Here is a 25,404-nt window from a genome sequence, read left to right as displayed (position 1 = left end):
TTCGTGACCCAGGATCGAACCATGAACAACACCGCGAACACCGTGAAGAAGCTCCACCGCAGCACGAGCGACCGGATGGTCGCCGGGGTGTGCGGTGGCTGGGCCGACTATCTGGGCGTCGACCCGTCGATCCTGCGGATCGGCCTGGTCGCCGCCACCATCCTCGGGGCCGGTGCGCCGATCCTGGTCTACGCCGCCTGCTGGGCGCTGCCCCCGGAAGACAACGCCGAGTGAGCCGGGCCGAGACAGCGAAAGGCCCGGGCGGGAAACCCGCCCGGGCCTTTCTGGTACTCAGCTGACGACTGGACTCAGAAGTCCATGCCGCCCATGCCACCGGTCGGGTCGCCGGCCGGAGCGGCGGCAGCCTTCTCCGGCTTGTCGGCGACAACGGCCTCGGTGGTCAGGAACAGCGCCGCGATGGAGGCGGCGTTCTGCAGCGCGGAGCGGGTGACCTTCGTGGGGTCCGGCACGCCGGCGGCGAGCAGGTCCTCGTAGACACCGGTGGCGGCGTTCAGGCCGTGACCCTGCGGCAGGCCCTTGACCTTCTCCACCACGACGCCGCCCTCAAGGCCGGCGTTCACCGCGATCTGCTTGAGCGGAGCCTCGACCGCCACCTTGACGATGTTGGCACCGGTCGCCTCGTCACCCGTGAGCTTCAGGCCCGCGAACGCGATCTCGGCAGCCTGCAGCAGAGCCACGCCACCACCGGCGACGATGCCCTCCTCGACGGCGGCCTTGGCGTTGCGCACCGCGTCCTCGATGCGGTGCTTGCGCTCCTTCAGCTCGACCTCGGTAGCCGCGCCGGCCTTGATGACGGCAACGCCGCCGGCCAGCTTGGCGAGCCGCTCCTGCAGCTTCTCGCGGTCGTAGTCGGAGTCCGAGTTCTCGATCTCGGCGCGGATCTGGTTGACCCGGCCCTGGATCTGGTCGGCGTCGCCGGCACCCTCGACGATGGTCGTCTCGTCCTTGGTGATGACCGCCTTGCGGGCGCGGCCCAGCAGGGTGATGTCGGCGTTCTCCAGCTTGAGGCCCACGTCCTCGCTGATCACCTGGCCACCGGTCAGGATCGCGATGTCCTGCAGGATGGCCTTGCGGCGGTCACCGAAGCCGGGCGCCTTGACGGCGACGGACTTGAAGGTGCCGCGGATCTTGTTGACGACCAGGGTGGCCAGGGCCTCGCCCTCGACGTCCTCGGCGATGATCAGCAGCGGCTTGCCCGACTGCATGACCTTCTCCAGGACCGGGAGCATGTCCTTGACGTTGGCGATCTTCGAGCCGAACAGCAGGACGTACGGGTCCTCCAGAACGGCTTCCTGACGCTCGGCGTCAGTGACGAAGTAGCCCGAGATGTAGCCCTTGTCGAAGCGCATACCCTCGGTGAGCTCGAGCTCCAGGCCGAAGGTGTTCGACTCCTCGACGGTGACGACGCCTTCCTTGCCGACCTTGTCGAGCGCCTCGGCGATCAGCTCGCCGATGGTGCGGTCAGCGGCCGAGATCGAGGCGGTGGCAGCGATCTGCTCCTTGGTCTCGACCTCCTTGGCGGCCTTGTGCAGCTGCTCGACGACGGCCTCGACGGCCGTCTCGATGCCGCGCTTGAGGCTGATGGGGTCAGCGCCGGCGGCGACGTTGCGCAGGCCCTCGCGCACAAGCGCCTGGGCCAGCACGGTGGCGGTGGTGGTGCCGTCACCCGCGACGTCGTCGGTCTTCTTCGCTACCTCTTTGACGAGCTCGGCCCCGATCTTCTCCCACGGGTCTTCGAGCTCGATCTCCTTGGCGATCGAAACGCCATCGTTGGTGATGGTCGGCGCGCCCCACTTCTTTTCGAGCACGACGTTGCGGCCACGAGGGCCAAGCGTCACCTTGACGGCTTCGGCGAGGGTGTTGAGGCCGCGCTCGAGACCGCGGCGGGCGTCCTCGTCGAACGCGATCAGTTTGGCCATTGCGGTGTTGTCCTCCGGTATTGGGCGCTGCGTGGCCATTGCTGGCTTGCCTGCAGCAGGACACGTCCTCGGCCAGGCTCGGTGCCCGCGACGGACGACCTCGCTCGGTACCCCGAGTCCGGCCTCACCGTCCCGACCTTCAGGCAGATGATCGGCGACCACCTGCCTGGCACTCAACGGTGTCGAGTGCCAATCTCGTGTTTAGCACTCTCCGGGTGAGAGTGCAAGAACCACAGGTCAGGAGGAGGGCTTGATCGAGATACTGGTGGGCGGCGGCTTGTTCGAAGAAGACCCGGCGGAGCCCGTGTCGGTCGGCCCGACCGGGATGGGGGGTGCGGTGGTGGTCGGCGTGGTGCCGCCGCCGTTGTTCAGCAGCAGGACGGCCGCGACGATCCCGGCGGCCACCACGATCCCGGCGACGACCAGCCAGAGCCAGAGCAGGCTGTTCTTCTTGGGCGGCGGCTGCGGGGAGAAACCGGGCGGCCCGTAACCGGGAGCGCCGTAGCCCGGGGCGGCGTACTGCGGCGGGGGACCGTAGCCCTGCGGCGGCCCGTACTGCTGGTGCTGCTGCGGATACGGCTGACCATACGGCTGCTGCTGTTGTGGGTACTGCGGCTGCTGCTGGCCCCAGCCCGGCGGCTGCTGCTGCCCGGGTTGCTGTTGGTGCGGCCCGGACTGTTGGTGCTGTTGCTGGTGCGGGCCCGACTGCGGACCGGGCTGCGGCGGTTGCCCCGGCTGCTGTCCGAACGGCTGCATCTGGCCTGCCTCCCGTGTTCCGGCCTGCGGGGTCTCCGGCGTCGCGGCCGGGCCGAGCGCCTTGCGCGCGGCGGAGATCAACTCGACGCAGTTGTCGTAGCGGTCGGGCGGGTTCTTGGCCATCCCCTTGCGGATCACCTCGTCGATCGCCGGCGGCAGCCCGCCCTGGCGCGACACCGGCGGCGGCTCCCCGGCGAGGTGTCCCTTGATCACCGTGGGCACGTCGCCCTTGTACGGCGGCCCGCCGGTGAGGCAGGCGAACAGCACGCACGCCAGCGCGTACTGGTCCGTGCGGCCGTCGAGCGGTTCACCGCGCAGGTGTTCGGGCGCGGCGTAGGTCGGCGAACCGAGGAAGTCCCCGCCCCTGGTGCGGTGCCCGGTGGCGCCACGGCGGGTCAGCCCGAAGTCGGCGACGTAGACGTGCTCGCGCGCCGACTCCCGGCTGGTGACCAGCACGTTGGCCGGTTTGACGTCCAGGTGCACCAGGCCGCGGTTGTGCAGGCTGTCCAGCGCGTCCGCGACCTGGTCGAGCAGGCGGAGTGTGCGGTCCGGGGACATCGGACCGGTCGAGATCAGGCTGGCCAGGTCCGCGCCGTCGACGAGCCGCATGGCGATGTAGTGCATACCGTCGATCTCGCCGAAGTCGTACAGGGGCACGACGTTGGCGTGGTCGATGGCCGAGGTGTTGCGTGCCTCGTCGACGAACCGCTCGCGGAACTCGGCGTCGGCACCGAGGTGCTCACCGATGACCTTCAAGGCCACCTTCCGCCCGAGCCGGACGTCGGTGGCCTTGTACATGACACTCATGCCGCCTTTGCCGAGCACCCCGTCAATGCGGTAGTTACCCAGCCGGCGACCGGTGAGGTCCCCCGACACATCGCCTGTCACACAGCGCAGCCTAGCCGCAGCGTTCAGGCGAGCTTGCGGACGTCCGCCGCCTGGCTTCGCCCGTCGCGGCCGGCCTGGATCTCGAACTCCACCTTGTCCCCTTCGTCCAAGGTGCGGAATCCATCAGACTGAATGGCCGAATAATGTACGAAAACGTCAGGGCCTTCGGGTGACGCGATGAACCCATAGCCTTTTTCGGAATTGAACCATTTGACCGTGCCGACTGCCACGGCGTCCTCCTTGCGGCGAAAGAACCACCGGGAGACCGGTTGAACCGGCGCCCGAGATGCGATCACGCTACCGGAATTACGGCCCTGGGCAATGGTTGATTACCGAGATTTACGAGCTTGCACCAAAACCGTCCCGGGACCGGCGAAGTCGAGCGCCAGTCCTTCGCCCGTCCGGATCGATTGAGGACCGGACGGATCCATCGCACGCAGCCGGCACTGCACGGTGTCGGGGTAGGCGAGCAGGAAGCCCGGGCGCACGGTGATCAGCTCCCCCGCCTCGATGTTGAACGCGTCCACCGGGCCGGCGCACGCCAGCACCAGCGGGCCGGTTCCGCTGTAATGCTCGAGGAAACCGTTGTCCCCGCCGAACAGTGCCTGCAGCGGCTGCCAGCCCGGGTCCACCCGGACCGTGGACGGCCGGGCAAGGAAGGCGAGCTTGGCCACGTTCCAGCCGGTGCGCCCGTCCAGCTCCAGCGGGTACACGTCGCCCGCGCCCGGCGGCGCGAGGTCCACCCAGCCGCCTTCGGCGGGCGCGGTGAACACCGACGGCGCGCCCTTGCCGCCCGCGCGCATGCCACCACGGGACTGCTGCACCTCGGTGATCCCGAAGCTGCTGGCGATCATCGTGTCGCCCACGGCCTGTACCGCCTCGCCGGACGCGAGACTGACCCGCGCGACGCCGAACACGGGCGTGTGGCGCGTGTGGACCTGCACTCCGCCTCCCCCTCAACTGATCGAAACGGGGAGAGTGTTGCACGGACGATCCCCCGGGGGAGGATGGTGCACGTGATTTCCGTCGACGACTACCGCGCCAGCGTGACCGAACTGCTGGGCAGGCGAGACCCGGTGCGCAGACCGCTCGGCGAATGCGCCGGCCTGGTACTGGCCGAGGACGTGCTGGCCGGGGTCTCCCTGCCGCCGTTCGACAACTCCGCGATGGACGGTTACGCCGTCCGCGCGGCCGACGTCGCGGGAGCGAGCGCGGACCACCCGGTCGAGCTGCCGGTCACCGCGGACATCCCGGCCGGGCGCACGGATCCGCCCGAGCTGGCCACGGGCACCGCGCACCGGATCATGACCGGCGCCCCGATGCCGCCCGGTGCCGACGCCGTCGTGATGGTCGAACACACCGACGGCGGCACCGAAAATGTGCTGATCCGCGAGGCCGCGACGGTCGACGCGCACGTCCGGCACGCCGGGGAGGACGTTGCCAAGGGCACGGTCGCGCTGAGCGCGGGCACGGTGCTCGGCCCACCCCAGCTCGGGCTCGCGTCGGCGGTCGGACTGGACCGGCTGACGGTGTGGGCGCCGCTGCGGGTGCTGGTGGTGTCGACGGGTTCCGAGCTCGTCGTCCCGCCTGCGGAGCTGCGCTTCGGGCAGATCTACGAGTCGAACAGCATCATGCTCGAAGCCGGGATCCGGGCGCTGGGCTGCGAAGTGGAGATCGTGCGCAGTGTGGTCGACGACGTCGACGAGTTCCGCCGCATCCTCGAACCGAAGCTGTCCGGCACCGATCTCGTGGTCACGTCCGGTGGCGTCAGCGCCGGGGCGTACGAGGTGGTCAAGGATGCACTGACCGGCGCCGGTGTCACGTTCAGCAAGGTCGCGATGCAGCCGGGCGGGCCGCAGGGAAACGGGCGCTGGCAAGGGGTTCCAGTGGTGACGCTGCCCGGGAACCCGGTGAGCGTGCTGGTGTCCTTCGAGGTCTTCTTACGACCCGCGATCCTGTCCGCGCTCGGGCACACGGCGGTCAGCAGGCACCGCGTGCGCGCGCGGCTGACCGAGCGGCTGAAGTCCCCGGCCGGGCGGCGGCAGTTCCGGCGCGGGTACTACTGGCAGCTGGAGGGCGAGGTGACCGGCGAGGTCGGCCCGCGCGGTGGCCCCGGCTCGCATCTGCTCGCCGCTTTCACCCAGGCCAACTGCCTGATCGTGTTGCCGGAGGACGTGACCGAGGCCGCCGAAGGCAGCGAAGTGGACGTCCTGCTGTTCTGAGCGCTGCCATTAGGGTGTGGCCATGGGCTTCTTCTCGTGGATCGTGTTCGGCGCGCTGGCGGGGTGGGCAGCCAACCTGGTCATCGGCGGGCGGGACCGGCGGCGGCAGGGCTGCCTGGTCAGCGTGCTGGTGGGCGTGGTCGGCGCGGCGCTCGGCGGGCTGATCTACCGGCTCACCACCGGGCACGAGAAGGACTTCGGCTTCGACTTCCCGAGTTTCGGGGTCGCCGTGCTGGGCGCGATCGTGTTGCTGGGGATCATGCGCCTCGTCGTGGGGCTGGTCCGGCGCAATCCGCGTGACCGTTTGTAACAAGTTCTCCACAAAAGGTCACAAAATGCGTGACCGAGGCTAAGCTTTTCCGGCTGGTGCTCAGTCGCGCAGCCGGATCGGCGCCTCGTCGGGGGAGGCGTCAGTCCGCCGCCGCCCCGCCCGCACGATGGCCAGGGCGGTGGCGAGGTCGACCACCTCCGGGATCGGCACGCTGCCGATGTCCTTCCGCCAGGCTTCGAGCATCCGGCCAAGACGCCCGCCGAGCGCGTAGTCCGGGATCACCATGACGGTTCCTCTCTGCCATTACTACGTTCTGCATCGCCGGATGCAACGGTGCGTTAACATCCCCTCCCCGCGCGGGTTCACCCAGTTGGGTGCACATCCGCGGCCGGAACGCGAGGTGGGGAGCCGTCTGCGGGGACGCAGCACCGGGCCGGTGGGGACCTGGCGGTAGCGTGGATACCCGGGTCGGTGGAATGCCAAGCTCGTGCCCGCCTGGTCGATACCAACCGGTTACCTTTGAGCCAACCCATGGGAAGCAGATGAGCCCCAACCTGCCTGAGCAGGCGAACAATCCCGTCGCCCACGCCGTGCGACTCGCCCGCGAGACCCTCCCCCCGATGCACCCGGCAGGCCGCCCGTTCGTGGCCGGCGGGGTGGCGGCGACGCTGCTGCTGCGGCGGCTGTCCAAGCCGCTGGGCACGCTCGCCGGCCTGGCGACGCTGGCGACCGCCGCGTTCTTCCGCGAGCCGAAGCGGGTGCCGCCGGAGCGTTCCGGCCTGGCACTCGCCGCGGCGGACGGGCTCGTTTCGCTGATCGAGGAGGCCACGCCGCCGCCGGAGCTCGGGCTGCCAGCCGAGAAGCGGATGCGGGTCAGCGTCTTCCTGTCGGTCTTCGACGTGCACGTCCAGCGCGCGCCGGCGAGCGCACTCGTCGAACGGATCGCCTACCGGCCGGGCAAGTTCCTGTCCGCGGACCTCGACAAGGCCAGCGACGACAACGAGCGCAACTCGATGCTGCTGCGCACCGTGGACGGGCACGAGCTGGTGGTCGTCCAGATAGCGGGACTGGTGGCGCGGCGCATCTTGTGCCAGGTCGCCGAAGGCGACAAGATCACCGCCGGTCAGACCTACGGCCTGATCCGCTTCGGCTCACGCGTTGACCTCTACCTGCCCGCGGGCAGCCGGGTGCTGGTCAGCCTCGGCCAGCGCACGATCGGCGGCGAAACCCCGCTCGCCGAGCTCCCCCAGGGGAAGGACTAGGCATGGTCCGCGTGGTGACCCCGGGCGTCCGGCTGCTGCCGAACGCGATCACGGTGCTCGCGTTGTGCGCCGGGCTGTCCTCGGTGCAGTTCGCGCTGAACCACAACTACGTGCTCGCCATCGGGGCGATCGGGGTCGCGGCCGTGCTGGACAGCCTCGACGGCCGCATCGCGCGCCTGCTCGACGCCACCTCGAAGATGGGCGCGGAGCTGGATTCGCTGTCCGACGCGATTTCCTTCGGTGTCGCGCCCGCGCTCGTGCTCTACATCTGGCACACCGACACCCAGGGCATCGGCTGGATCTGCGCACTGGTGTTCGCGGTGTGCATGGTGCTGCGGCTGGCCCGGTTCAACACCCTGCTCGAGGTGGAAAAACCGCCCTACGCCAACGAGTTCTTCGTCGGCGTGCCGGCGCCGGCCGGTGGCCTGCTGGCGTTGCTGCCGCTGATCCTGACCCTGGAGTTCGGCGACGGCTGGTGGGCCTCGCGGCCGCTGGTGTGGATCTGGACGGTCGGCACTTCGATGCTGCTGATCAGCCGGATCCCGACGCTGTCGCTGAAGACGGTCCGGGCCCCGGCGAAGGCGATCGCCCCGCTGCTGGTCGGTGTCGGGCTGCTCGCCGCCGCGATCATCCAGTACCCGCTGATCGCGCTCGCCGCGGCGCTGCTGATCTACCTCGTGCACATCCCGTATGCCGTGCGCCGCTACCACTGGCTGGCGAACCACCCCGAGGCGTGGAACGTGCCGCTGCGGGAGCGCCGCGCCATCCGTCGCTCGCGCAGTACGCGCCGGTTGCGGCTGCGCCGTCCCACGCTGGCCGGCGCCGGCAGGCTCGGCGCGCGGCTGCCCCGGCCAGGAACCAACAGTCACGTCGTGCGCGGCGTGCGTACTTTCCCGCCGGACGGTCAGGACCGGAACCGTCGGCGCAGCTGGCGCCGCATCGGCCTGCGCCAGCGCGGGGAGCACTAGGAGCAGGTCCCGCTGTTCGCCAGCCCGTTGAGGAACAGCTCCAGCTGGAACTCGAAGTCCTGCGCGCAGTCGACCTCGACGAGATCCGGCAGCACGCGGTGCAGATGCGGCAGGTCCTTCGCGGAAACGTTGCGCTGGAACCATTCGACGGGCTTCGCGGCGGGCTGGCCGCCCGGCGCCGAGGAGCCCACCAGCACCGCGCCGAACACCATGCCCAGCATCGAGCGATAGCCGCGCACGGCGTGCGGTTCGGTCAGTCCCGCGTCCAGGAACGCGCCGACCATCGCGTCGATCAGTCGCAAAGCGCCGCGTGACAACGGTTTCACCTCGCCCGCGGCGAGCGCCTGCGCCACCGCGGGATGCGCGTTGAACGCCGCGAACGTGGTGTATGCCAACTCCCGCAGGCGGTTCTCCCACGACAACTTCGCGTCCGGCAGCGGAATGCTTTCGAGCACCCTGGCCGCGATGCCGTCGAGCAGATCGCGCTTGTTCCGCACGTGGTTGTACAGCGACATCGCCTCCACCCCGAGTTCGGTGGCGAGCTTGCGCATGGACAGTCCGCCGAGGCCGTTCTGGTCGGCAAGGCGCAGGGCGGCGTCGAGCACCTTCTCCCGGGATAGCGTTTCGCGGCTCATTGCCTTACAGTGTAAGTACTTACGGTGTAAGTAAGCGAGAGGAAGCCGCACGTGGACATCGACACCGCCCTCACGACCACCCGTTCCGTCCGCCGGAAACTGGATCTCGACCGGCCGGTGGAACGGGAGGTGCTGCTCGACTGCCTGCGCCTGGCCATGCAGGCGCCGATGGCCGGCAGCCAGCTGGGCAACCTGCGCTGGGTCGTGGTCACCGATCCCGGTCTCAAGGCGAAGATCGCCGAGCCGACCCGTGCGGTCGGCCGAGCCATGCAGGCCGAGTACGGGCACCTCGTCACGGAAAAGGCGCTGGCGTCGGCCACTCGCCTGCTCGATGTCTTCGACCGGGTGCCCGCGCTGGTTTTCGCCTGCCTGCAAGGAAAACCCGAGGGCGACAACGTGACGCTGACCAGTTTCTACGGCTCGGCGTACCCCGCGATCTGGAGCTTCCAGCTGGCGCTGCGCTCCCGCGGCCTCGGCAGCACGATCTCCGGCTACCACCTCTACGGCCACGAGCGTGAGGTCGGCGAACTGCTCGGCATTCCGGCGGACTTCACGCAGATCGCCGTGCTGCCCGTGGCTTACACCACACAGCAGGACTTCCGCCCTGCCGCGCGGCGGCCGGTCGAAGAAGTCACTTACTTCGACCATTGGGGCACTCTCAACTGACCTCCAGTACCGCCTTGCCGTGCAGCCGCCTGCCGAGCAGGGCCGCGGACGCCTCGGCGTGCCGGGACCAGTCGCCCCGCCAGCTGATCTGCGGGTCGACCCGGCCGGCGGCGACCTCTCCGGCCAGCCAGGACAGGTCGGCGGAGAAGTCCTTCGCCGGGTCGGCGAACAGGTAGAAGGTCTCGATGGAGCGCTCGTGCCGCCCGGCGTCGGCACGGAACGCACCCAGCTCGAACACGGCTTCCGCGTGCGCGGTGTGCCCGATGCTGACGAGTTTTCCGCCCGCTTCCAGCGCCTGGAAACCGGCGACGAGGTGCGCGCCGCCGACGTTGTCCAGGATCCCGAACACCGGCCGGGTCACCTCGGCCGGATTCTCGACGACGTCGGTGGCGCCCAGCTCCCGCAGGCCGTCCTGCTGCCTGGCCGACGCCACGACCTCTGCTCCGGCGCGCACCCCGAGCTGCACCGCGAAGCGCCCGACCCCGCCCGAGGCGCCGGTGATCAGCACCCGCCTGCCGAGGATGGAACCCAAGCGGCGCAAGGCATACAGCGCGCTCAGCCCGGCGACCGGAATCGCGCTGATCGCGCCGGAGTCGGCGCCTTCGGGTACCGCGCCCAGCAGGCTCGTCGGCACCGCGCGGCGTTCCGCCCACGCCCCGGCGCCGTTGAGCGTGACCACCGGCGTGCCTGCGGCGGGCCCGGAACCGTCCGCCGCCGCACGTTCCACGACCCCGGCCGCGTCCCAGCCCAGCAACGTTCCGTCGGGCACCCCCGGGTCCGTGCTCGCGCCGATTTCGCCGTAGTTGAACGAGATCGCCCGCACCCGGACCAGCGCCTCGTTCGGCGCGGGTACCGGTTCGGGCACCTCGGCGAGGGCCAGGTGGGACTCGGCGGCGTGGTCGACGACCAGTGCTCGCATAGGTTCCTCCAGAAAGTGCCACTTAGTGGCATTTGCCATCTCGAAGCACAAGCTACACTCGTTGCGATGACCGCGACAGAGCCACTCCCGCTGCGAGAGCGCAAGAAGTTGCGCACCCGTCAGGCGCTCGCCGAGACGGCCGTCGCGATGTTCACCGAGCACGGCTTCGAAGCGACCACGCTCGATGCGCTGGTGGACGCCGTGGACGTCTCCAAGCGCACGTTCTTCCGCAACTTCCCGTCCAAAGAGGACGTTGCGCTGACCGCGGTCCGGCAGTTCTGGGACACCTTCCTGGAAATAGTCGGCGAGGGCGAGCTGGCCGCGCCGCTGTTCGACGCGTTGCGCGAGGTGTTGCTCGAAGCGGTGAGCCGGATGGACGACTACTGGTTCCGCCAGTTCCGGCCGACGCTGGAGCTCGTCCAGTCCTCGCCGTCGCTGGAGGGCCACACGTTGCGCTACTGCTCGGACGTCCAGCGTGAGCTGGTGCGGCGGATCGGCCGGGGCGACGAGATGGAACTGCGGCTGCTGATCGAGGTCGTGGTCGCCTCCTGGCGGGTCGCGATCGCCGCGTGGCAGGAGTCCGGCGACCCCGCGGAACTGCCCGCGCAGATCGAGCGGGCGTTCGCCGCCATTCCGCGGAGTCTGTCTCTAAGGTGACAGAGTGAGCTCACCCCAGATCACGCTTACCCTCCGGCACACCCCGTCGGCGCTGGACAGCAGGCGCGGCATCGTCCGCCTGCACCCTGAGGTGCTCGACGCGCTCGGCCTGCGGGCGTGGGACGCCGTGCACCTCACCGGCGCCCGTGTGAGCGCCGCGCTGGCCGCACCGGCGGACGGGGGGAACGCTCCCGGCATCGTGCTCGCCGACGACGTGACGATGTCCAACCTCGGCGTCACCGAAGGCGCGGAGGTCGTGGTCTCGCGCGCCTCGGTTTCGGCGGCTCGCACGGTGACAGTCGCCGGCTCACGGCTGGCGAGCAGTTCGGTCACCCCGCACACGCTGCGGCTCGCGCTGGTGGGCAAGGTGCTCACGATCGGCGACGCGGTTTCCCTGCTGCCGCAAGACCTTGCGCCGACGACGGGTTCGGACGCCGCCACCGTGCGCGGCCAGCTCTCCCGCGCGATCGGCTCCACCTGGACCACGGAGCTGCTGACCGTCACCGCCACCGAGCCGCCCGGCGCGGTCGCCGTCGGTCAGTCCACTGTGGTCAGTTGGCGCGACAGCGTCACGCAGGCCCAGCAACAAGCCGCCCCGGCGCCCGCCCCCGTCACGATCGCGCCGCCCGAGGAGGACGAGGGCGAGCCGGTGCCGGTGACCGACCTGGTCGGCGCGCAGACGCAGGCCAGGACGCTGGCGGAATGGTTCGATCTGGCCTTCCAGCGGCCCGAGCTGCTGGCCAGGCTGGGCACCACGGCCCGGCTCGGCGTGCTGCTGTCCGGCCCCGAGGGCGTCGGCAAGTCCACCCTGGTCCGTTCGGTCGCGGCGGCGGAGGACATCCGGGTGCTCAGCCTCGCGGCGCCGAACATCGCGGTGCTGGAACCGAACGCGGCCGCGAGCGTGCTGCGCGAGACCATGGCCAAGGCGGCCGCGGACACGCCCACCGTCCTGCTGATCACGGACATCGACGCGCTCCTGCCCGCCACGCAGCGGCCGCCGGTCGCCACGATTCTGTTGGAGGAGCTGCGAAACGCACTCGGCCAGCAGGGTTTCGCCGTGGTCGCCACGACCGCGCACCCCGAAGCCTGCGACCCGCGGTTGCGCGGCGTCGAACTGCTGGAGCGCGAGCTGTCGGTCCCACTGCCGGACGACAAGATCCGCACCGAGCTGCTGCGGATGCTGCTCCGCGACGTACCGGTCGAGTCCGGTGTGGACTGTGGAGCGCTCGCCGCACGTACGCCAGGATTCGTTGCTGCGGACCTGATCGCGCTGCGCCGGGATGCGGCCCTTCGCGCCGCCCTGCGTCAACGCGAAGCCGAGGAACCGCGGATCTCCCAACAGGATCTGCTGGACGCGCTGGCAACCGTGCGCCCGATCTCCATGTCCACTTCGGACACTCTGGCCACCGGCGGGCTGAGCCTCGACGACGTCGGCGACATGAGCGAGGTGAAGCAGTCCCTCACCGAAGCGGTGCTGTGGCCGCTGCGCTACCCGGACTCCTTCGCCCGGCTCGGCGTCGCGCCGCCGCGCGGGGTGCTGCTCTACGGTCCGCCCGGTGGTGGGAAGACATTCCTGGTACGGGCGCTCGCCGGCACCGGCGCGCTGAACGTGTTCGCGGTCAAGGGCGCCGAACTGCTGGACAAGTGGGTCGGCGAATCCGAACGCGCGGTGCGCGAACTGTTCCGCCGAGCCGCCGAGGCCGCGCCGTCGCTGGTGTTCCTCGACGAGATCGACGCGCTCGCGCCGCGCCGCGGGCAGTCGTCGGACTCCGGCGTCGCAGACCGCGTGGTGGCCGCCCTGCTCACCGAACTGGACGGGGTGGAGCCGATGCGCGAGGTGGTCGTACTCGGTGCCACGAACCGGCCCGAACTGGTCGACCCCGCGCTGCTGCGCCCCGGCCGGCTGGAGCGGCTGGTCTACGTGCCGCCGCCCGATTCCGATGCCCGCACCGAAATCCTGCGCGCCACGGCGAAGAACACGCCGCTGGCGTCCGATGTGGACCTTGCCGAGTATGCGTCCACTCTGGACGGTTACTCGGCGGCCGACTGCGCGGCGCTGATCAGGGAGGCGGCGCTGACCGCGATGCGCGAGTCACTGGATGCCACCGAGGTCACTGCCGCGCACCTCACGGCCGCGCGGGAAAAGGTGCGCCCCTCATTGGATCCGGAGCAGCTCGCCGAACTGGAGGCCTACGCCAAGGGGCGTTAGGAACCCTTGGACTGCAGGCCGCGGTAGTCGTTGGTGACGATCACGATGACACCGGCGCTCGAGTTCTGGATGCCCTCGAACCGCGGCTCGGCCTTCATCCCGAAGTCCGCGGCCAGCGCCTTCGCCGCGGTCTCTTCGTCGGTGCCCGGGGTGTAGTAGGCCGTCGTGGTCGGGATGATGCCGTACGGGTAGTTCGCCGTCTCGGCGACGTTCCAGCCGTCGCCGCGGAAGTCCTGTGCCGCGCGCGCCGCGAGGCCGGTGATGGTGCTGTTGTTGTAGACGCGCACCGGCACCCACTTCGCCGCGGCCTGGTCGGCCGGGACGCCACCGTTCGGCGCCGTCGGCGCGCCGCCCTGCGGCCCGGGCGAAGCCGGCGGCGCGCCCGTCGTGGCGGGGGCGCTGCTGGCGGGCGGGGGCGTCGTCGTGGTCGGGCTGGACGCCGACGTGCCCGGCGCCTGGCTGGTGCCCGAGGCCGAAGCCGTCGGCGAAGGCGCCGCCGTCTGGCTCGATTCGCCCCCGCTGAGCGCCGTCACCACGCCGATCACGCCCGCGATCACGGCGATGCCGAGCAATGCGACCCCGGCCAGCCGCATCGGCCGGGACAGACTCTGGAAGAAGTTCATCGCGCCTCGATCCCCAGCCGACGAGCCACCCGTTTGCGCTGCCTTGCGGTACGGAGCTTGCGCAGGCGCTTGACGAGCATCGGATCGGCGGCCAGCGCCTCCGGCTTCTCGAGCAACTGGTTGAGCAGCTGGTAGTACCGCGTCGGGGAGAGTTCGAACTGCTCGCGGATCGCCTGTTCCTTCGCGCCGGCATAGCGCCACCACTGGCGCTCGAACGCCAGGATCGCTCGCTCGCGTTCGGACAGGCCGGAGGCCGGCTCGGGCGGGGATGGCTGCCCGTCAGCCATCGACTCCGCGGCGTCCATGTGACTCCTCAACTTCGGCGAAACACACGGTTGTCATTCCGCGGCGCCATTGAACCACGCTGGCCATGCATCGGGGTGGGATCACGGCCCGGCGCGTCACGGTGCAACAATGGGTACGATCGCAGGTTGTGACGATCCACCCGATTCGTATCGCCGGCGACCCGGTGCTGCACAACCCGACCCGCGAAGTCGACCGCTTCGACGAGGAACTGCGCACCCTCACCGACGACATGTTCGAGACAATGTACGCCGCCGAGGGAGTGGGCCTCGCGGCCAACCAGATCGGCGTGGACCTCCGCCTGTTCGTCTACGACTGCCACGACGACGAGGGCGCGCAGCACAAGGGCATCGTGGTCAACCCGAAGCTGGAGACCTCGCCCGTTCCGGAGACCATGCCGGACCCGGACGACGACTGGGAGGGCTGCCTGTCCGCGCCCGGCGAGTCGTTCCCCACGGGGCGCGCGAGCTGGGCCAAGGTCACCGGGTACGACGTCGAGGGCAATCCGATCGAGGTCGAGGGCACCGGCTACTTCGCCCGCTGCCTGCAGCACGAGACCGACCACCTCGACGGCTACATCTACCTGGACAGGCTGGTCGGACGGCACGCGCGGGAAGCGAAGCGGATGCTCAAGCGCAACAAGTGGGGCGTTCCGGGGCTTTCCTGGCTGCCGCCGCGGGAGAGCTGAGGACCACACGGCGCGGGCGCGACGAAGGAAGCGATCGCCCAGGAGGACCGGCCGGGTGCGGGTGTCCCGCCGGACACCGAGTTCGCCCACGGTGAAAGGGGCGGCGGACCTGAGTAAATCGGGCGCACACTGGTAGCACCTGTAACGGTGTAATCAAGTGGGTGGTCGTGATGCCGGATTCGGACGCTCTCGACGCCTACTCCCGCACGGTCAGCTCCGTCGCCGCCGAGGTGACCCCGCACGTGGCGAGTCTCGGCCTCGGCCGTGGCGGCGGCTCCGGGGTGGTCTTCGCCGACGACGGTTACCTCATCACCAACGCGCACGTCGTCGGTCGCGAACGCAGTGGCACAGCCACGTTCTCCGACGGCACCGAAGTCCCATTCCGGGTGATCGGCGCGGACCCGCTGTCGGATCTCGCGGTGGTCCGGGTGCGCGGGGAGGCGCCCGCCCCGGTCCGGTTCGGCGATGCGGACAAGCTCGTCGTCGGGCAGCTCGTGGTGGCGGTCGGCAGTCCGCTGGGGCTGGCGGGTTCGGTCACCGCCGGCGTGGTCAGCGCACTCGGCCGGTCGCTGCCGGTGCAGACCCGCAGCGCGGGGCGGGTGATCGAAAACGTGATCCAAACCGACGCGGCGCTGAACCCGGGCAACTCCGGCGGCGCGCTCGCCGACTCCAGCGGCCACGTGGTCGGGGTGAACACGGCGGTCGCGGGGATCGGGCTTGGCATGGCCGTGCCGATCAACTCCACCACCCGGCGGATCATCGACACGCTGCTCGTGGAGGGCAAGGTGCGGCGCGCGTACCTCGGGGTGGTCGGTAAACCTGCGCCGCTGCCCGACGAGGTGGCCGAGCACACCGGGCAGCGCGCGGGGCTGCGCGTGGTCGAGGTTGTGCCCAGCGGCCCGGCCGCGCGCGCCGGGTTGCATGCCGGTGATCTGGTGCTGAGCGTGGGCCGCGCGCGGGTGTCGGACGCACAGGACATCCAGCGGGAACTCTTCGCCGAAGTGATCGGCACCCGGTTGCCGGTGACCGTGCTGCGCAACGGCGCGATGGTCGACGTGATCGCCACCCCGACGGAGCTGCCGAGCTAGAACTCCTTGGTGCGCAAGACGAGATCACCCGGACTGGGGCGAAAGCGGGTGACGGGCCGCACTTGTTCTGCGCGGCCAGGCGTGGCATGGTCGGAAGGACAAACAACGCGGGAGCTCGCGCCTTGGCGGGCTGAGAGGGTGACTGGTGTCCGATCCGGACCCGGGTGTCACCGACCGCCGAACCTGACCGGGTAATGCCGGCGTAGGGAGTGATCTTTTTGACGACGCTGGAGAACAACGCCGACGTCCGGGTGACCACCGGCCCCATCACCGGATCACGCAAGGTCTACCACGCAACCGAATCCGGCCTCCAGGTGCCGGCCCGGCGGATCGAACTGTCCAACGGGGACCATTTCGACGTCTACGACACCTCCGGCCCGTACACCGATCCGGACGCCGTGATCGATGTCCACAGTGGACTCAAGCCGTTGCGCAGCGGCTGGTCGACGGAGCACAACACCCAGCTGGGCTGGGCAAAAGCCGGGGTGATCACCCGCGAGATGGAGTTCGTGGCCACCCGCGAGCGGGTGAGCCCCGAGTTCGTGCGCGCCGAGGTGGCCGCCGGCCGCGCGGTGATCCCGGTCAACCGCAGGCATCCCGAGAGCGAGCCCGTGATCATCGGGAAGAACTTCCTGGTGAAGGTCAACGCGAACATGGGTAACTCGGCCGTCTGGTCCTCGGTGGAGGAGGAGGTGGACAAGATGGTGTGGGCGACCCGCTGGGGCGCCGACACGATCATGGATCTGTCCACCGGCAAGCGGATCCACGAGACGCGCGAATGGATCCTGCGCAACTCGCCGGTCCCGGTCGGCACCGTGCCGATGTACCAGGCGCTGGAAAAGGTCGACGGGGACCCGGAAAAACTGTCCTGGGAGGTGTACCGGGACACCGTCATCGAGCAGTGCGAGCAGGGCGTGGACTACATGACGGTGCACGCCGGGGTGCTGCTGCGGTACGTGCCACTGACGGCGAAGCGGGTCACCGGGATCGTCTCCCGCGGCGGTTCGATCATGGCCGCGTGGTGCCTCGCGCACCACCAGGAATCCTTCCTGTACACGCATTTCGAGGAACTCTGCGAGATCCTGCACGCCTACGACGTCACGTTCTCCCTCGGCGACGGGCTGCGCCCCGGTTCGATCGCCGACGCCAACGACCGCGCGCAGTTCGCCGAGCTGGAGACGCTCGGCGAGCTGACCCACATCGCCAGGGCGCACGACGTGCAGGTGATGATCGAGGGCCCGGGCCACGTGCCGATGCACAAGATCAAGGAGAACGTGGAGCTGGAGGAAAAGCTCTGCGGCGAGGCGCCGTTCTACACCCTAGGTCCACTTGCGACGGACATCGCCCCGGCGTACGACCACATCACCTCGGCCATCGGCGCGGCGCAGATCGGCTGGTACGGCACGGCGATGCTGTGTTACGTCACCCCGAAGGAACACCTCGGCCTGCCGAACCGGGACGATGTGAAGACGGGCGTGATCACGTACAAGATCGCCGCGCACAGCGCCGACCTCGCCAAGGGCCACCAGTACGCCCAGGACTGGGACGACGAACTGTCCAAGGCGCGCTTCGAGTTCCGCTGGGAGGACCAGTTCAACCTCTCCCTCGACCCGGACACCGCGCGTTCCTTCCACGACGAGACGCTCCCTGCCGAACCGGCCAAGACCGCGCATTTCTGCTCCATGTGCGGGCCGAAGTTCTGCTCCATGCGGATCACCCAGGACGTGCGCAAGTACGCCGAGGAACACGGTCTGTCCACTGTGGACGCGATCGAGGCCGGGATGCGGGAGAAGTCGGCCGAGTTCGGCGAACAGGGCAACCAGGTCTATCTACCGGTAGTGGAGCGATGACGGCGACCCCGAAAACGGCACTGACCATCGCCGGCAGCGATTCCGGTGGTGGCGCGGGCATCCAGGCGGACCTGCGCACGTTCTTCGCCTGCGGGGTGCACGGGATGACCGCGATCACGGCGGTCACCGTGCAGAACTCCCTTGGCGTGCAAGGGTTCACCGAGATCCCGCCGGACGTGGTGGCGGCGCAGATCAAGGCCGTCGCGCGGGACATGGGCGTGGACGCGGCGAAAACCGGGATGCTGGCCACCGCGGAGATCATCGAGGCGGTGGCCGTCACCCTGGATGAGGTCCGGATCGGCCGCTCGGCGGAGACCCCGTTCGTAGTGGACCCGGTCGCGGCCTCGATGACGGGTGACCCGCTGCTCCGCGAGGAGGCGCTGGAAGCCATCCGTAGCCTGCTCTTTCCCCGCGCCACCCTCGTCACGCCGAACCTGGACGAGGTGCGGCTGCTCACCGGCGTCGAGGTGACGGACCGGGAGAGCCAGCGCCACGCGGCGGATTCGCTGCTGGAGCTGGGCCCGCAATGGGTGCTCGTCAAGGGCGGGCACCTCTACACCGATCCGGAGTGCGTGGACCTGCTCTCCGACGGGGTGCAGTACATCGAGCTGCCCGGCCGCCGCTACGACACGAAACACACGCACGGCGGCGGGGACACGCTGGCCTCGGCGATCACCGCGTCGCTGGCGATGGATCTGGGCGTGCCGGACGCGGTGGCCGAGGGCAAGTGGTTCATCGAGCGCTCCGTGGCGGACGCCTATCCACTCGGTGCGGGCGTCGGCCCGGTGTCCCCGTTCTGGCGGCTGAGACAATAGGGCGCATGGGTGTTGTTCCTAGTGCGCTGACCATCGCCGGTTCCGACTCCGGCGGGGCCGCCGGTCTACAGGCCGACCTGCGCACGTTCCTGACCTGCGGGGTGCACGGCCTGGTCGCGGTCACGGCGGTGACCGTGCAGAACACCCTCGGCGTGCACGACCGGTCGGACGTCCCGCCGGAAATCGTCGCGGGCCAGATCGAGGCGGTCGCGGCCGACATGGGCGTGAACGCGGCGAAGACGGGAATGCTCGCTTCCGGCGAGATCATCAAGGCGGTCGCCGAAGCGTGCGACCGCGCGGACATCGGCCGGGGCCGCGCGGTGCCGTTCGTCGTCGATCCGGTGGCCGCGTCGATGCACGGGCACCCGCTGTTCGACGATGCCGGCCTCTCGGCGCTGCGCGACCTGCTGCTGCCGCGGGCCACGGTGCTGACCCCGAACCTCGACGAGGTGCGGCTGCTGACCGGCCTGACCGTGACCGGCCGCGCCGAGATGCACGAAGCCGCCATCGCATTGTATGCGCTCGGGCCGCGATATGTGCTGGTCAAGAGCGGGCACCTGACCGAGGACCCGGAATGCGTCGACCTGCTCTACGACGGGGCCGAGTTCCTGGAGCTGCCCGGCCCGCGATACGCGACCCCGCACACCCACGGCGCGGGCGACTCGATGGCCGCCGCGCTGACCGCCGGGCTTGCGCGGGGAATGTCCGTCCCCGAGGCGGCGAAGTTCGGCAAGTGGTTCGTCAGCAACGCCGTCGCCAACTCGTACCCGATGGGCGCGAAAGTCGGCCCGGTGAGCACCTTCTGGCGGCTGGCGCCGGAGGAGTTCAGGTCCGGCAGCTGAGCGTGGAGCGGCAGACGCGGCACCGGACGGTCACCTTGCGATCGATCGGCGCCCGCAGCCGGGTGTGACAGGCCGGGCACCGGAACACGACGTGCATCGGCTGGTAGCCCTCGAACTTGTAGCCACCGTCGAACTCCCTTACCAGGCCGCTGATCCCGGTGGCACGAGTCCGTTCCACGGCGAACTTCTTGTCGGCGTCGTACTGCCTGGCCACCGCCGCACTGCAGGCGGCCAGCGGGGCGCGGCGGTAGTCGTCGAGTGCGCGGGAGTACCCGGCTCGGTAGGCCGTCAGCGCGAGATTGTTGCCGCCAAGGTAGGCCTCGATGTTCTCGTCGAACGCGAGTGCCCGTTTCGCCAGTATGTAACCGAGTTCGGCGGGCGAGACGTATCCGAGCGTTTGGGTTGCCAGGAAACGCCGGCCGCCTTCGTAGCGGGTGGTCTGCCGGTGCGCGTTGAGCATCGTCCAGCCGAGGCCGAGGTAGACGGCGGCCGTGTCGGTGAGGATCTCGTTGCGGTCGCGCTCGGGGAAGGCGACGTTCGCTCTCGCCAGGAACACGTGCATGGCCTCGTGCGAAAGCACCCCCGCCGCATCGGTGAGATCGCGGCGGTAACTGTCGCTCATCCGCACGAAGTAGTCCGGACCCGAACCGATTTCGACTTCACCGGCGTGCCCGTGCGCGCCGTCGGAACCGAGCGCGGCGAAGGAAACGATGAGCCGGACGCCGGACATCCCGAGATGCCGGACCATCGTCGTGGCCAGTTCCTGCACCGCGCCGACGGGCTCGTTGCCGGCCTTGGTGAAGACCGGCGCCAGATTCGCCGCGTACGAGCGCACCTTTTCGGCAGACAGCTTGGAGTACAGCTCCCGGATCGAGTCGTCGATCGCCGCGATCTTCGTGAACTTCGGCGCGATCACTGGTGCGGCCGGACGAGGCAACGGCGTCGACGGGACCGGCTTCTGTTTCCGGAACTTCACCTCGCGAACGTTAGTGACGTCCGCCTACGTCCCGATTACCTCGCGGCTCAGTCTTCGTCGGCCAGTAATGCTTCCAGCGACACCAAACCGGCGGCCAGATCCTTCTGCAGCTCGATCGGCAGCCGGTCGATGCGCTTGTTCAGCTCGTGCACCCTGGTGGAACGGACCCCGGACAACATCCGCTCGCCGTCCTCGGTCGCCGTGGCCAGCCAGGCCCGCCTGTCGATCGGATCCGGCTCGCGACGCGCGTAGCCTGCTTCCACCAACGTCGCGACTATCCGCGACATGGTCGCGGCGGCGACGCCCTCCTTCACCGCCAGGTCGCCCAGCCTCATCGGGCCGTGCGCGACCAGCGTTGCGAGCGCCGAGATCGAGCCGTGCCCGGGGCCAGGGGTACCGGCCTGCCGCAGGGACCTGGACAGCCTTCCGACCGCGAGAAACAGTCGCCCCGCGACATCCTCGGTTGCCGACGCGTCCACCTCGAGCTCCTTCTGCTCGCCGTTCCCCCGAATTCAGGTGCGGACAACCTTACGTGCTCGCGACGATGTCGTGCGGCGAACACCGATAGCCGGGCGTTTCCCGCGGTTCGCCCTCACAGAATCGTTACCTCGGCGGGCTGGACGCCTGTGCCCAGAACCGTTGCGGCACCCGGCCGGCGCCGCGCGCGAGCCGCCCGGCGAGTACGCCCGAACGCATCGCGTACGCCATCCTTTCCGGATCCTGCGCGCGCGTGACGGCTGTGGACAGCAACACCGCGTCACAGCCCAGTTCCATCGCCAGCGTGGCGTCGGAAGCCGTGCCGATCCCGGCGTCGAGCACGATCGGGACCCCTGCGCGGGACACGATCAGCTCGATGTTGTGCGGGTTGCGGATGCCGAGCCCGGTGCCGATCGGCGCGCCGATCGGCATCACCGCGGCACAACCGGCCTCCTCCAAACGCAGCGCCAGCACCGGGTCGTCGTTGGTGTAGGCGAGCACGGTGAACCCGTCGGCGGCCAGTTGTTCCGCCGCATCAAGGGTTTCCACCGGATCCGGCAGCAGCGTGCGTTCGTCGGCGTGCACTTCCAGCTTGATCAGATCGGTGTCCAGCGCCTCGCGGGCCAGTCGCGCGGTGAGCACCGCTTCGGCCGCGCTGCGGCAGCCGGCCGTGTTGGGCAGCAGCCGGATTCCCAGTCGCCGCACCAGTTCCAGCACACCGGAGCCGCCCTCGGCGTCCGCCCGGCGCATCGCGACCGTGGTCAGCTCGGTGCCGGACGCGGTCAGTGCGCGCTCCAGCACGGAGAGGTTCCCAGCGCCGCCGGTGCCGATGATCAGCCGCGAGCTGAACTTGTACGCACCGATCGTGAGCTGATCCTCGGTGCCGTCGAACATGACCTCACCCACCTTGTACCGCCGTCAGGATTTCCAGCCGGGCGCCCGCGGGCACGACCACCTCGGCCCAGTCGCCGCGCCGCACCACCTCGCCGTCCAGCGCCACCGCGATGCCCTGGCGCGCCGCGCCGAGCGCGTCGAGCAGCCCGGCGATCGTGGTGCCGTCGGGGAAGGCCTTCCAGTCCCCGTTGACCTGTACTTCCACTAGTGCTCCAGCCTTTCCGGATGTGCGGCTTCCACCTCGGCGGGCGGTTTCTCCCCGGACAGCGAGGCGACGATCGCGTCCGCGGTCACCGGTGCCATCAGCAGGCCGTTGCGGTGGTGCCCGGTCGCCGCGAAGATCCCGGGCTCGAGCTCGCCGATGAACGGCAACGTGTCCACGCTCGCGGCACGCAACCCGGCCGCGCTCTCGACGAGTTCGTACTCGCCGATGCTCGGGAACACGCGCTCGGCGCCTTCGAGCAGTTCGCGTACCCCGCGCGCGCCGACCGTCTCGTCGAAGCCCGCTTCGTACTGTGTCGCGCCGACAACGAGTTCGCCGTCCACACGCGGCACCAGGTAGATCGGCCTGCCCTCGACCACCGCGCGGACAGTGCGTTGCGGCGGCGACAGGCTACTGCGACGGGCGCGGAGACGCAGGATCTCACCCTTCAACGGCCGCACCGCGTCGGCGAGCTTCGGATGCAACCCACCACTGTGCGCGCCGGCGGCGAGGACCACCACGTCACAGTCAAGATCCGCGGCCGGAGTGCGAACACGGCCTGGTTCGATCGCGGTCGCGTTGTCCTCGACGAACTCGACCCCGCGCCGGGCCGCGGCCACCTGCAGCGAACGCAGCAGTTTCCGGTTGTCGACGCCGAGATCGCCGGGCACGAGCAACCCGCCGCGGACCGAGCCGAGGCCGGCTTCGACGCCGCGCAGTTGCCTGCTGGTGAGCCATTCGGCGGCGCGGCCGACCTTGGCGAGATACTCGGCGACCACAGCCAGCTGATCGGCGTCACCACGATCGAACGCGACCACGACCGTGCCCGCCGTGGACAGGCCCGGGTCACCACCCTCGGCGGCGAGCGCTTCGGCGAACGCCGGCCAGCGGCGCAACGACTCCTCGCCGAGGTGGAGCGAAGCCTCCTCGCCCGGCCACGCCTCGGTGACCGGGGCGAGCATGCCGCCCGCCACCCACGAGGCGCCACGGCCCGGGGTGCGATCGACGAGCCGCACGGCATGACCGGCGGCGGCGAGCCGCCAGGCCGCGGACAGCCCGATGACGCCGCCGCCGACGATGACGATCTGGTTGCTCTGCACGGAAATCACGCTCCCTGCGCCGGCATGATCCGGATCAGGTTCCACGGTCGGAGCGGCCTTGGCTCCCTCTCAGCCCGTGCCCCGGGCTCCCGTGCGGACCTCTCCACGGTACCTCGTTGCGGACGGTGCGCTCGTAAGGGTGGGTTACCGTTGCGGCCATGCCAGGGCTCAGTGGGGACCAGATCCGGAAACGACTCGACGCGGCACGGCTGTACCTGTGCACCGACGCGCGCGCCGACCGTGGCGACCTCGCGGAGTTCGCCGACGCCGCGCTCGCCGGCGGGGTGGACATCATCCAGCTGCGCGACAAGACGAGCGGCGCACCGCTGGAGGCGAAGCAGGAACTGGCGGCGCTGGAGGTGCTGGCCGAGGCTTGCGCCCGGCACGGCGCCCTGCTCGCGGTGAACGACCGGGCCGACGTGGCGCTGGCTGTCGACGCGGATGTGCTGCACCTCGGCCAGGACGACCTGCCCGTACCGCTCGCTCGGAGGGTCATCGGGGAGCGGCCCGTGATCGGCCGCTCGACCCATTCGACCGAGCAGGCGCAGGCCGCGGCCGTCGAGGATGGCGTCGACTACTTCTGCACCGGCCCGTGCTGGCCGACGCCCACGAAACCGGGCCGTCCCGCACCGGGCCTGGACCTGGTGCGGGACACGGCGGCTTTCGGCACGACCCGGCCGTGGTTCGCGATCGGCGGGATCGACACCGAACGGCTGCCCGAGGTGCTGGCCGCGGGGGCTTCGCGCGTGGTGGTGGTTCGCGCCATCACGCAGGCAGCGGATCCCGCGGCCGCGGCAAGGGAAATCGTCTCCAGGCTCCCTGGTTAGGGACCGCTGGACGGGGCGGCGCTCTCCGTCGGCGTTGCCGAAGCGGTGTTCTGCGCGCTGCTCGACGCCGAGGGTTCCGCTGTTGCCGTCTGCTGAGCGGGCGCCTGTGTCTTGGTGGTGGAGGCGGATGACGAACCCGTCTGCTTCGTCGAACTCTCGGGCTGTCGGGTGACCGTGCTGGTCTCGGGTGTCGTCGTGGACGAGCCCCGGGACCCGCCGACGACCTTGCCGAACGTGGTGCCCGACCCGCCGGACACGGCCTGCCCGGTCACGCCCTCGAAGCCGGTGATGACGAGCATCCCGACCAGGAACGCAATCACGCTGGTGCCGACGAGCAGCGTCCAGCGGTTCTTCCACCACGGCCGCTTGGCCTCGGACTCCGGCCCGGTGTCCGGCCCGGCCATGGCCTGTGTCGGCGCCCCGCCCAGCGGCGGCACACCGTTCCGCCCGTTCACGCCGTTCACCTGCGTTGGCACGCCGTTCACGCCGTTCACCTGCGGGGGCAGACCGCTCGCGCCGTTCAGCTGAGTGGGCAAGCCGTTCGGCCCGGCGGCGGGGGCGCCGTTCCGCGGGCCGCCGTTCCGGGTGCCTTGGGGCCACGCGATGTTGTGCGCGCCGGGCCGCCCGATGAACACGGTGCGCTGGCCGCTCTGCGACTGACCGTCACCGGCGTTCGGAATCAGCCTCGTCGGCTGCGCGGCGTTCACGTGCGCGGGCGGCAACTGGCCGTTCCGCGCGAGGGGCGGCAGGTGGCCCTTTCGCGCCGGCGAGCGCCGCATCAGTGGGTTCGGCGTGCTCGGCGGCGGCTCGACCAGCCGGGTCTCCTGCCGCAACCGGGTGTCGGTCAGCGCCAGGACTTCCGCGGTCTTGCGGGCCGCGGCCCGTGTCCGCCGCAGCGACCGCAGGTACAGCTCGCCGCCGACCGTCGTGACCACGCTGGCGATGCCCGCGCCCACGACGGTGCCCGCCACTCCCAGCGTCGAGCCAAGGAACGCAGCCGTGACGGCTGCCAGTGCCGACGCCGCTATCTGTGCCGGCTTGAGGCCGGTCTTCTCGGTGCTTTCCTTCTCCTCGGTCATGATCCCGATCTGCTCGCCCATTGCCCGTGATCTCCGGGTACTCAACGTGTTAGTCGATTGAAATGCTCCCGGTGTTAGCAGTTTCGTGAGCAGCAACACTCAGCACCGTCCACAATGGACTCGTCGGTCAACCGTGTGTGCTCTCGGTGAAATGACCACTCATCCGAACGGAGGAATCTTCTCCTTGTGCCCCAACGTGTTTCCGGACGAGCACAGTGTTACTGGCACCGATGGCGAACAGTGTGCC

29 protein-coding genes and 1 riboswitch are annotated in these 25,404 nt (G+C 69.9%); of the genes, 14 read left to right on the top strand and 15 right to left on the bottom strand.

Translation table 11 applies throughout. The annotated features are described in order from the left end of the window. The first annotated feature begins 21 nt into the window (after positions 1-21). Positions 22-234, top strand: a complete 213-nt coding sequence (locus tag VHD82_RS19915; RefSeq protein ID WP_325705751.1) for a PspC domain-containing protein — start codon at positions 22-24, stop codon at positions 232-234. Between the two features lie 74 nt (positions 235-308). Here the strand turns inward: VHD82_RS19915 and groL are convergent, their stop codons facing one another. From groL to VHD82_RS19895, 4 genes are all read right to left on the bottom strand, one after another. Then, positions 309-1,940, bottom strand: coding sequence for a chaperonin GroEL (groL, locus tag VHD82_RS19910; protein WP_325706420.1), 1,632 nt, complete (start codon positions 1,938-1,940; stop codon positions 309-311). 237 nt (positions 1,941-2,177) lie between these two features. After that, positions 2,178-3,584 (bottom strand): serine/threonine-protein kinase, encoded by a 1,407-nt coding sequence (locus VHD82_RS19905; RefSeq protein ID WP_325705746.1) that lies wholly within the window; start codon positions 3,582-3,584, stop codon positions 2,178-2,180. Between the two features lie 23 nt (positions 3,585-3,607). Further along, on the bottom strand, positions 3,608-3,814 hold the full coding sequence (locus VHD82_RS19900; protein WP_325705743.1) for a cold-shock protein: 207 nt from the start codon (positions 3,812-3,814) through the stop codon (positions 3,608-3,610). 99 nt (positions 3,815-3,913) lie between these two features. Continuing rightward, complete coding sequence (locus VHD82_RS19895; RefSeq protein ID WP_325705740.1) at positions 3,914-4,528, bottom strand: AIM24 family protein; 615 nt, start codon at positions 4,526-4,528, stop codon at positions 3,914-3,916. Positions 4,529-4,600: 72 nt separating this feature from the next. Here VHD82_RS19895 and glp point away from each other — a divergent pair, with 72 nt between their 5' ends. After that, positions 4,601-5,806 carry a gephyrin-like molybdotransferase Glp gene (gene glp, locus VHD82_RS19890; RefSeq protein ID WP_325705737.1) on the top strand — a complete coding sequence of 402 codons (1,206 nt, stop codon included), beginning with the start codon at positions 4,601-4,603 and terminating at the stop codon, positions 5,804-5,806. A 22-nt stretch (positions 5,807-5,828) separates the two neighbouring features. Then, the gene (locus VHD82_RS19885; RefSeq protein WP_325705734.1) at positions 5,829-6,116 is read left to right on the top strand and encodes a GlsB/YeaQ/YmgE family stress response membrane protein; all 288 of its coding nucleotides are present in this window, start codon (positions 5,829-5,831) and stop codon (positions 6,114-6,116) included. Positions 6,117-6,176: 60 nt separating this feature from the next. On the opposite strand, the gene VHD82_RS19880 is transcribed toward VHD82_RS19885, so the two are convergent. Further along, on the bottom strand, positions 6,177-6,362 hold the full coding sequence (locus VHD82_RS19880; RefSeq protein WP_325705730.1) for a hypothetical protein: 186 nt from the start codon (positions 6,360-6,362) through the stop codon (positions 6,177-6,179). A 257-nt stretch (positions 6,363-6,619) separates the two neighbouring features. Between VHD82_RS19880 and VHD82_RS19875 the strand changes: the two genes are divergently transcribed. Further along, positions 6,620-7,339 (top strand): phosphatidylserine decarboxylase, encoded by a 720-nt coding sequence (locus VHD82_RS19875; RefSeq protein ID WP_325705727.1) that lies wholly within the window; start codon positions 6,620-6,622, stop codon positions 7,337-7,339. A 2-nt stretch (positions 7,340-7,341) separates the two neighbouring features. After that, positions 7,342-8,307 carry a CDP-diacylglycerol--serine O-phosphatidyltransferase gene (gene pssA, locus VHD82_RS19870; protein WP_325705724.1) on the top strand — a complete coding sequence of 322 codons (966 nt, stop codon included), beginning with the start codon at positions 7,342-7,344 and terminating at the stop codon, positions 8,305-8,307. On the opposite strand, the gene VHD82_RS19865 is transcribed toward pssA, so the two are convergent. Then, entirely contained in the window at positions 8,304-8,942 is a 639-nt protein-coding gene (locus VHD82_RS19865) for a TetR/AcrR family transcriptional regulator C-terminal domain-containing protein (RefSeq protein ID WP_325705721.1), read from the bottom strand. The genes pssA and VHD82_RS19865 overlap by 4 nt on opposite strands. 51 nt (positions 8,943-8,993) lie before the next feature. On the opposite strand from VHD82_RS19865, the gene VHD82_RS19860 reads away from it, so the two are divergent. Continuing rightward, positions 8,994-9,608 carry a nitroreductase family protein gene (locus tag VHD82_RS19860; RefSeq protein ID WP_325705718.1) on the top strand — a complete coding sequence of 205 codons (615 nt, stop codon included), beginning with the start codon at positions 8,994-8,996 and terminating at the stop codon, positions 9,606-9,608. Here VHD82_RS19860 and VHD82_RS19855 read toward each other — a convergent pair. Further along, entirely contained in the window at positions 9,601-10,527 is a 927-nt protein-coding gene (locus VHD82_RS19855) for a zinc-binding dehydrogenase (protein WP_325705715.1), read from the bottom strand. The two genes, VHD82_RS19860 and VHD82_RS19855, sit on opposite strands and share 8 nt — an antisense overlap. 66 nt (positions 10,528-10,593) lie before the next feature. Here VHD82_RS19855 and VHD82_RS19850 point away from each other — a divergent pair, with 66 nt between their 5' ends. Next, complete coding sequence (locus VHD82_RS19850; protein WP_325705712.1) at positions 10,594-11,184, top strand: TetR/AcrR family transcriptional regulator; 591 nt, start codon at positions 10,594-10,596, stop codon at positions 11,182-11,184. 4 nt (positions 11,185-11,188) lie between these two features. Further along, positions 11,189-13,393, top strand: coding sequence for an AAA family ATPase (locus VHD82_RS19845; RefSeq protein ID WP_325705710.1), 2,205 nt, complete (start codon positions 11,189-11,191; stop codon positions 13,391-13,393). Here VHD82_RS19845 and VHD82_RS19840 read toward each other — a convergent pair. Beyond that, complete coding sequence (locus VHD82_RS19840; RefSeq protein ID WP_325705707.1) at positions 13,390-14,016, bottom strand: LytR C-terminal domain-containing protein; 627 nt, start codon at positions 14,014-14,016, stop codon at positions 13,390-13,392. The two genes, VHD82_RS19845 and VHD82_RS19840, sit on opposite strands and share 4 nt — an antisense overlap. Next, positions 14,013-14,321: a DUF3263 domain-containing protein gene (locus tag VHD82_RS19835; protein ID WP_325705704.1), complete on the bottom strand. Its 309-nt coding sequence runs from the start codon at positions 14,319-14,321 to the stop codon at positions 14,013-14,015. The genes VHD82_RS19840 and VHD82_RS19835 overlap by 4 nt, the downstream gene beginning before the upstream one ends. 128 nt (positions 14,322-14,449) lie before the next feature. On the opposite strand from VHD82_RS19835, the gene VHD82_RS19830 reads away from it, so the two are divergent. From VHD82_RS19830 to thiD (VHD82_RS19810), 5 genes are all read left to right on the top strand, one after another. After that, the gene (locus tag VHD82_RS19830) at positions 14,450-15,007 is read left to right on the top strand and encodes a peptide deformylase (RefSeq protein WP_325705701.1); all 558 of its coding nucleotides are present in this window, start codon (positions 14,450-14,452) and stop codon (positions 15,005-15,007) included. Positions 15,008-15,177: 170 nt separating this feature from the next. Further along, positions 15,178-16,095 (top strand): S1C family serine protease, encoded by a 918-nt coding sequence (locus VHD82_RS19825; RefSeq protein ID WP_325705698.1) that lies wholly within the window; start codon positions 15,178-15,180, stop codon positions 16,093-16,095. A 218-nt stretch (positions 16,096-16,313) separates the two neighbouring features. Continuing rightward, on the top strand, positions 16,314-17,945 hold the full coding sequence (gene thiC / locus VHD82_RS19820; RefSeq protein ID WP_325705695.1) for a phosphomethylpyrimidine synthase ThiC: 1,632 nt from the start codon (positions 16,314-16,316) through the stop codon (positions 17,943-17,945). Further along, positions 17,942-18,760 carry a bifunctional hydroxymethylpyrimidine kinase/phosphomethylpyrimidine kinase gene (gene thiD / locus VHD82_RS19815; protein ID WP_325705692.1) on the top strand — a complete coding sequence of 273 codons (819 nt, stop codon included), beginning with the start codon at positions 17,942-17,944 and terminating at the stop codon, positions 18,758-18,760. Before thiC ends, thiD (VHD82_RS19815) begins: the two co-directional genes overlap by 4 nt. A 5-nt stretch (positions 18,761-18,765) precedes the next feature. Next, positions 18,766-19,602, top strand: a complete 837-nt coding sequence (thiD, locus tag VHD82_RS19810; RefSeq protein WP_325705689.1) for a bifunctional hydroxymethylpyrimidine kinase/phosphomethylpyrimidine kinase — start codon at positions 18,766-18,768, stop codon at positions 19,600-19,602. On the opposite strand, the gene VHD82_RS19805 is transcribed toward thiD (VHD82_RS19810), so the two are convergent. The 5 genes from VHD82_RS19805 to thiO form a co-directional block, all read right to left on the bottom strand. Further along, positions 19,586-20,578: a hypothetical protein gene (locus VHD82_RS19805; protein ID WP_325705687.1), complete on the bottom strand. Its 993-nt coding sequence runs from the start codon at positions 20,576-20,578 to the stop codon at positions 19,586-19,588. The genes thiD (VHD82_RS19810) and VHD82_RS19805 overlap by 17 nt on opposite strands. A 47-nt stretch (positions 20,579-20,625) precedes the next feature. Beyond that, on the bottom strand, positions 20,626-21,057 hold the full coding sequence (locus tag VHD82_RS19800; RefSeq protein ID WP_325705684.1) for a MarR family winged helix-turn-helix transcriptional regulator: 432 nt from the start codon (positions 21,055-21,057) through the stop codon (positions 20,626-20,628). Positions 21,058-21,181: 124 nt separating this feature from the next. Beyond that, entirely contained in the window at positions 21,182-21,949 is a 768-nt protein-coding gene (locus tag VHD82_RS19795; RefSeq protein WP_325705682.1) for a thiazole synthase, read from the bottom strand. Positions 21,950-21,953: 4 nt separating this feature from the next. Continuing rightward, positions 21,954-22,154, bottom strand: a complete 201-nt coding sequence (gene thiS, locus VHD82_RS19790; protein WP_325705679.1) for a sulfur carrier protein ThiS — start codon at positions 22,152-22,154, stop codon at positions 21,954-21,956. Then, positions 22,154-23,251 (bottom strand): glycine oxidase ThiO, encoded by a 1,098-nt coding sequence (gene thiO / locus VHD82_RS19785; protein WP_325705676.1) that lies wholly within the window; start codon positions 23,249-23,251, stop codon positions 22,154-22,156. The genes thiS and thiO overlap by 1 nt, the downstream gene beginning before the upstream one ends. Continuing rightward, a riboswitch (TPP riboswitch) is annotated at positions 23,246-23,354 on the bottom strand. It overlaps the preceding gene by 6 nt. Before the next feature lie 55 nt (positions 23,355-23,409). Between thiO and thiE the strand changes: the two genes are divergently transcribed. Further along, on the top strand, positions 23,410-24,078 hold the full coding sequence (gene thiE / locus VHD82_RS19780; RefSeq protein ID WP_325705673.1) for a thiamine phosphate synthase: 669 nt from the start codon (positions 23,410-23,412) through the stop codon (positions 24,076-24,078). Here thiE and VHD82_RS19775 read toward each other — a convergent pair. Next, positions 24,075-25,178, bottom strand: a complete 1,104-nt coding sequence (locus VHD82_RS19775) for a hypothetical protein (RefSeq protein WP_325705670.1) — start codon at positions 25,176-25,178, stop codon at positions 24,075-24,077. The genes thiE and VHD82_RS19775 overlap by 4 nt on opposite strands. Positions 25,179-25,404 lie beyond the last annotated feature (226 nt).

Source organism: Amycolatopsis sp. (assembly GCF_035546795.1).
Classification (GTDB): Bacteria; Actinomycetota; Actinomycetes; order Mycobacteriales; family Pseudonocardiaceae; genus Amycolatopsis_E.
The sequence above is the reverse complement of the archived record's forward strand: the minus strand, read 5'-3'. Positions and strand labels throughout refer to the sequence as shown.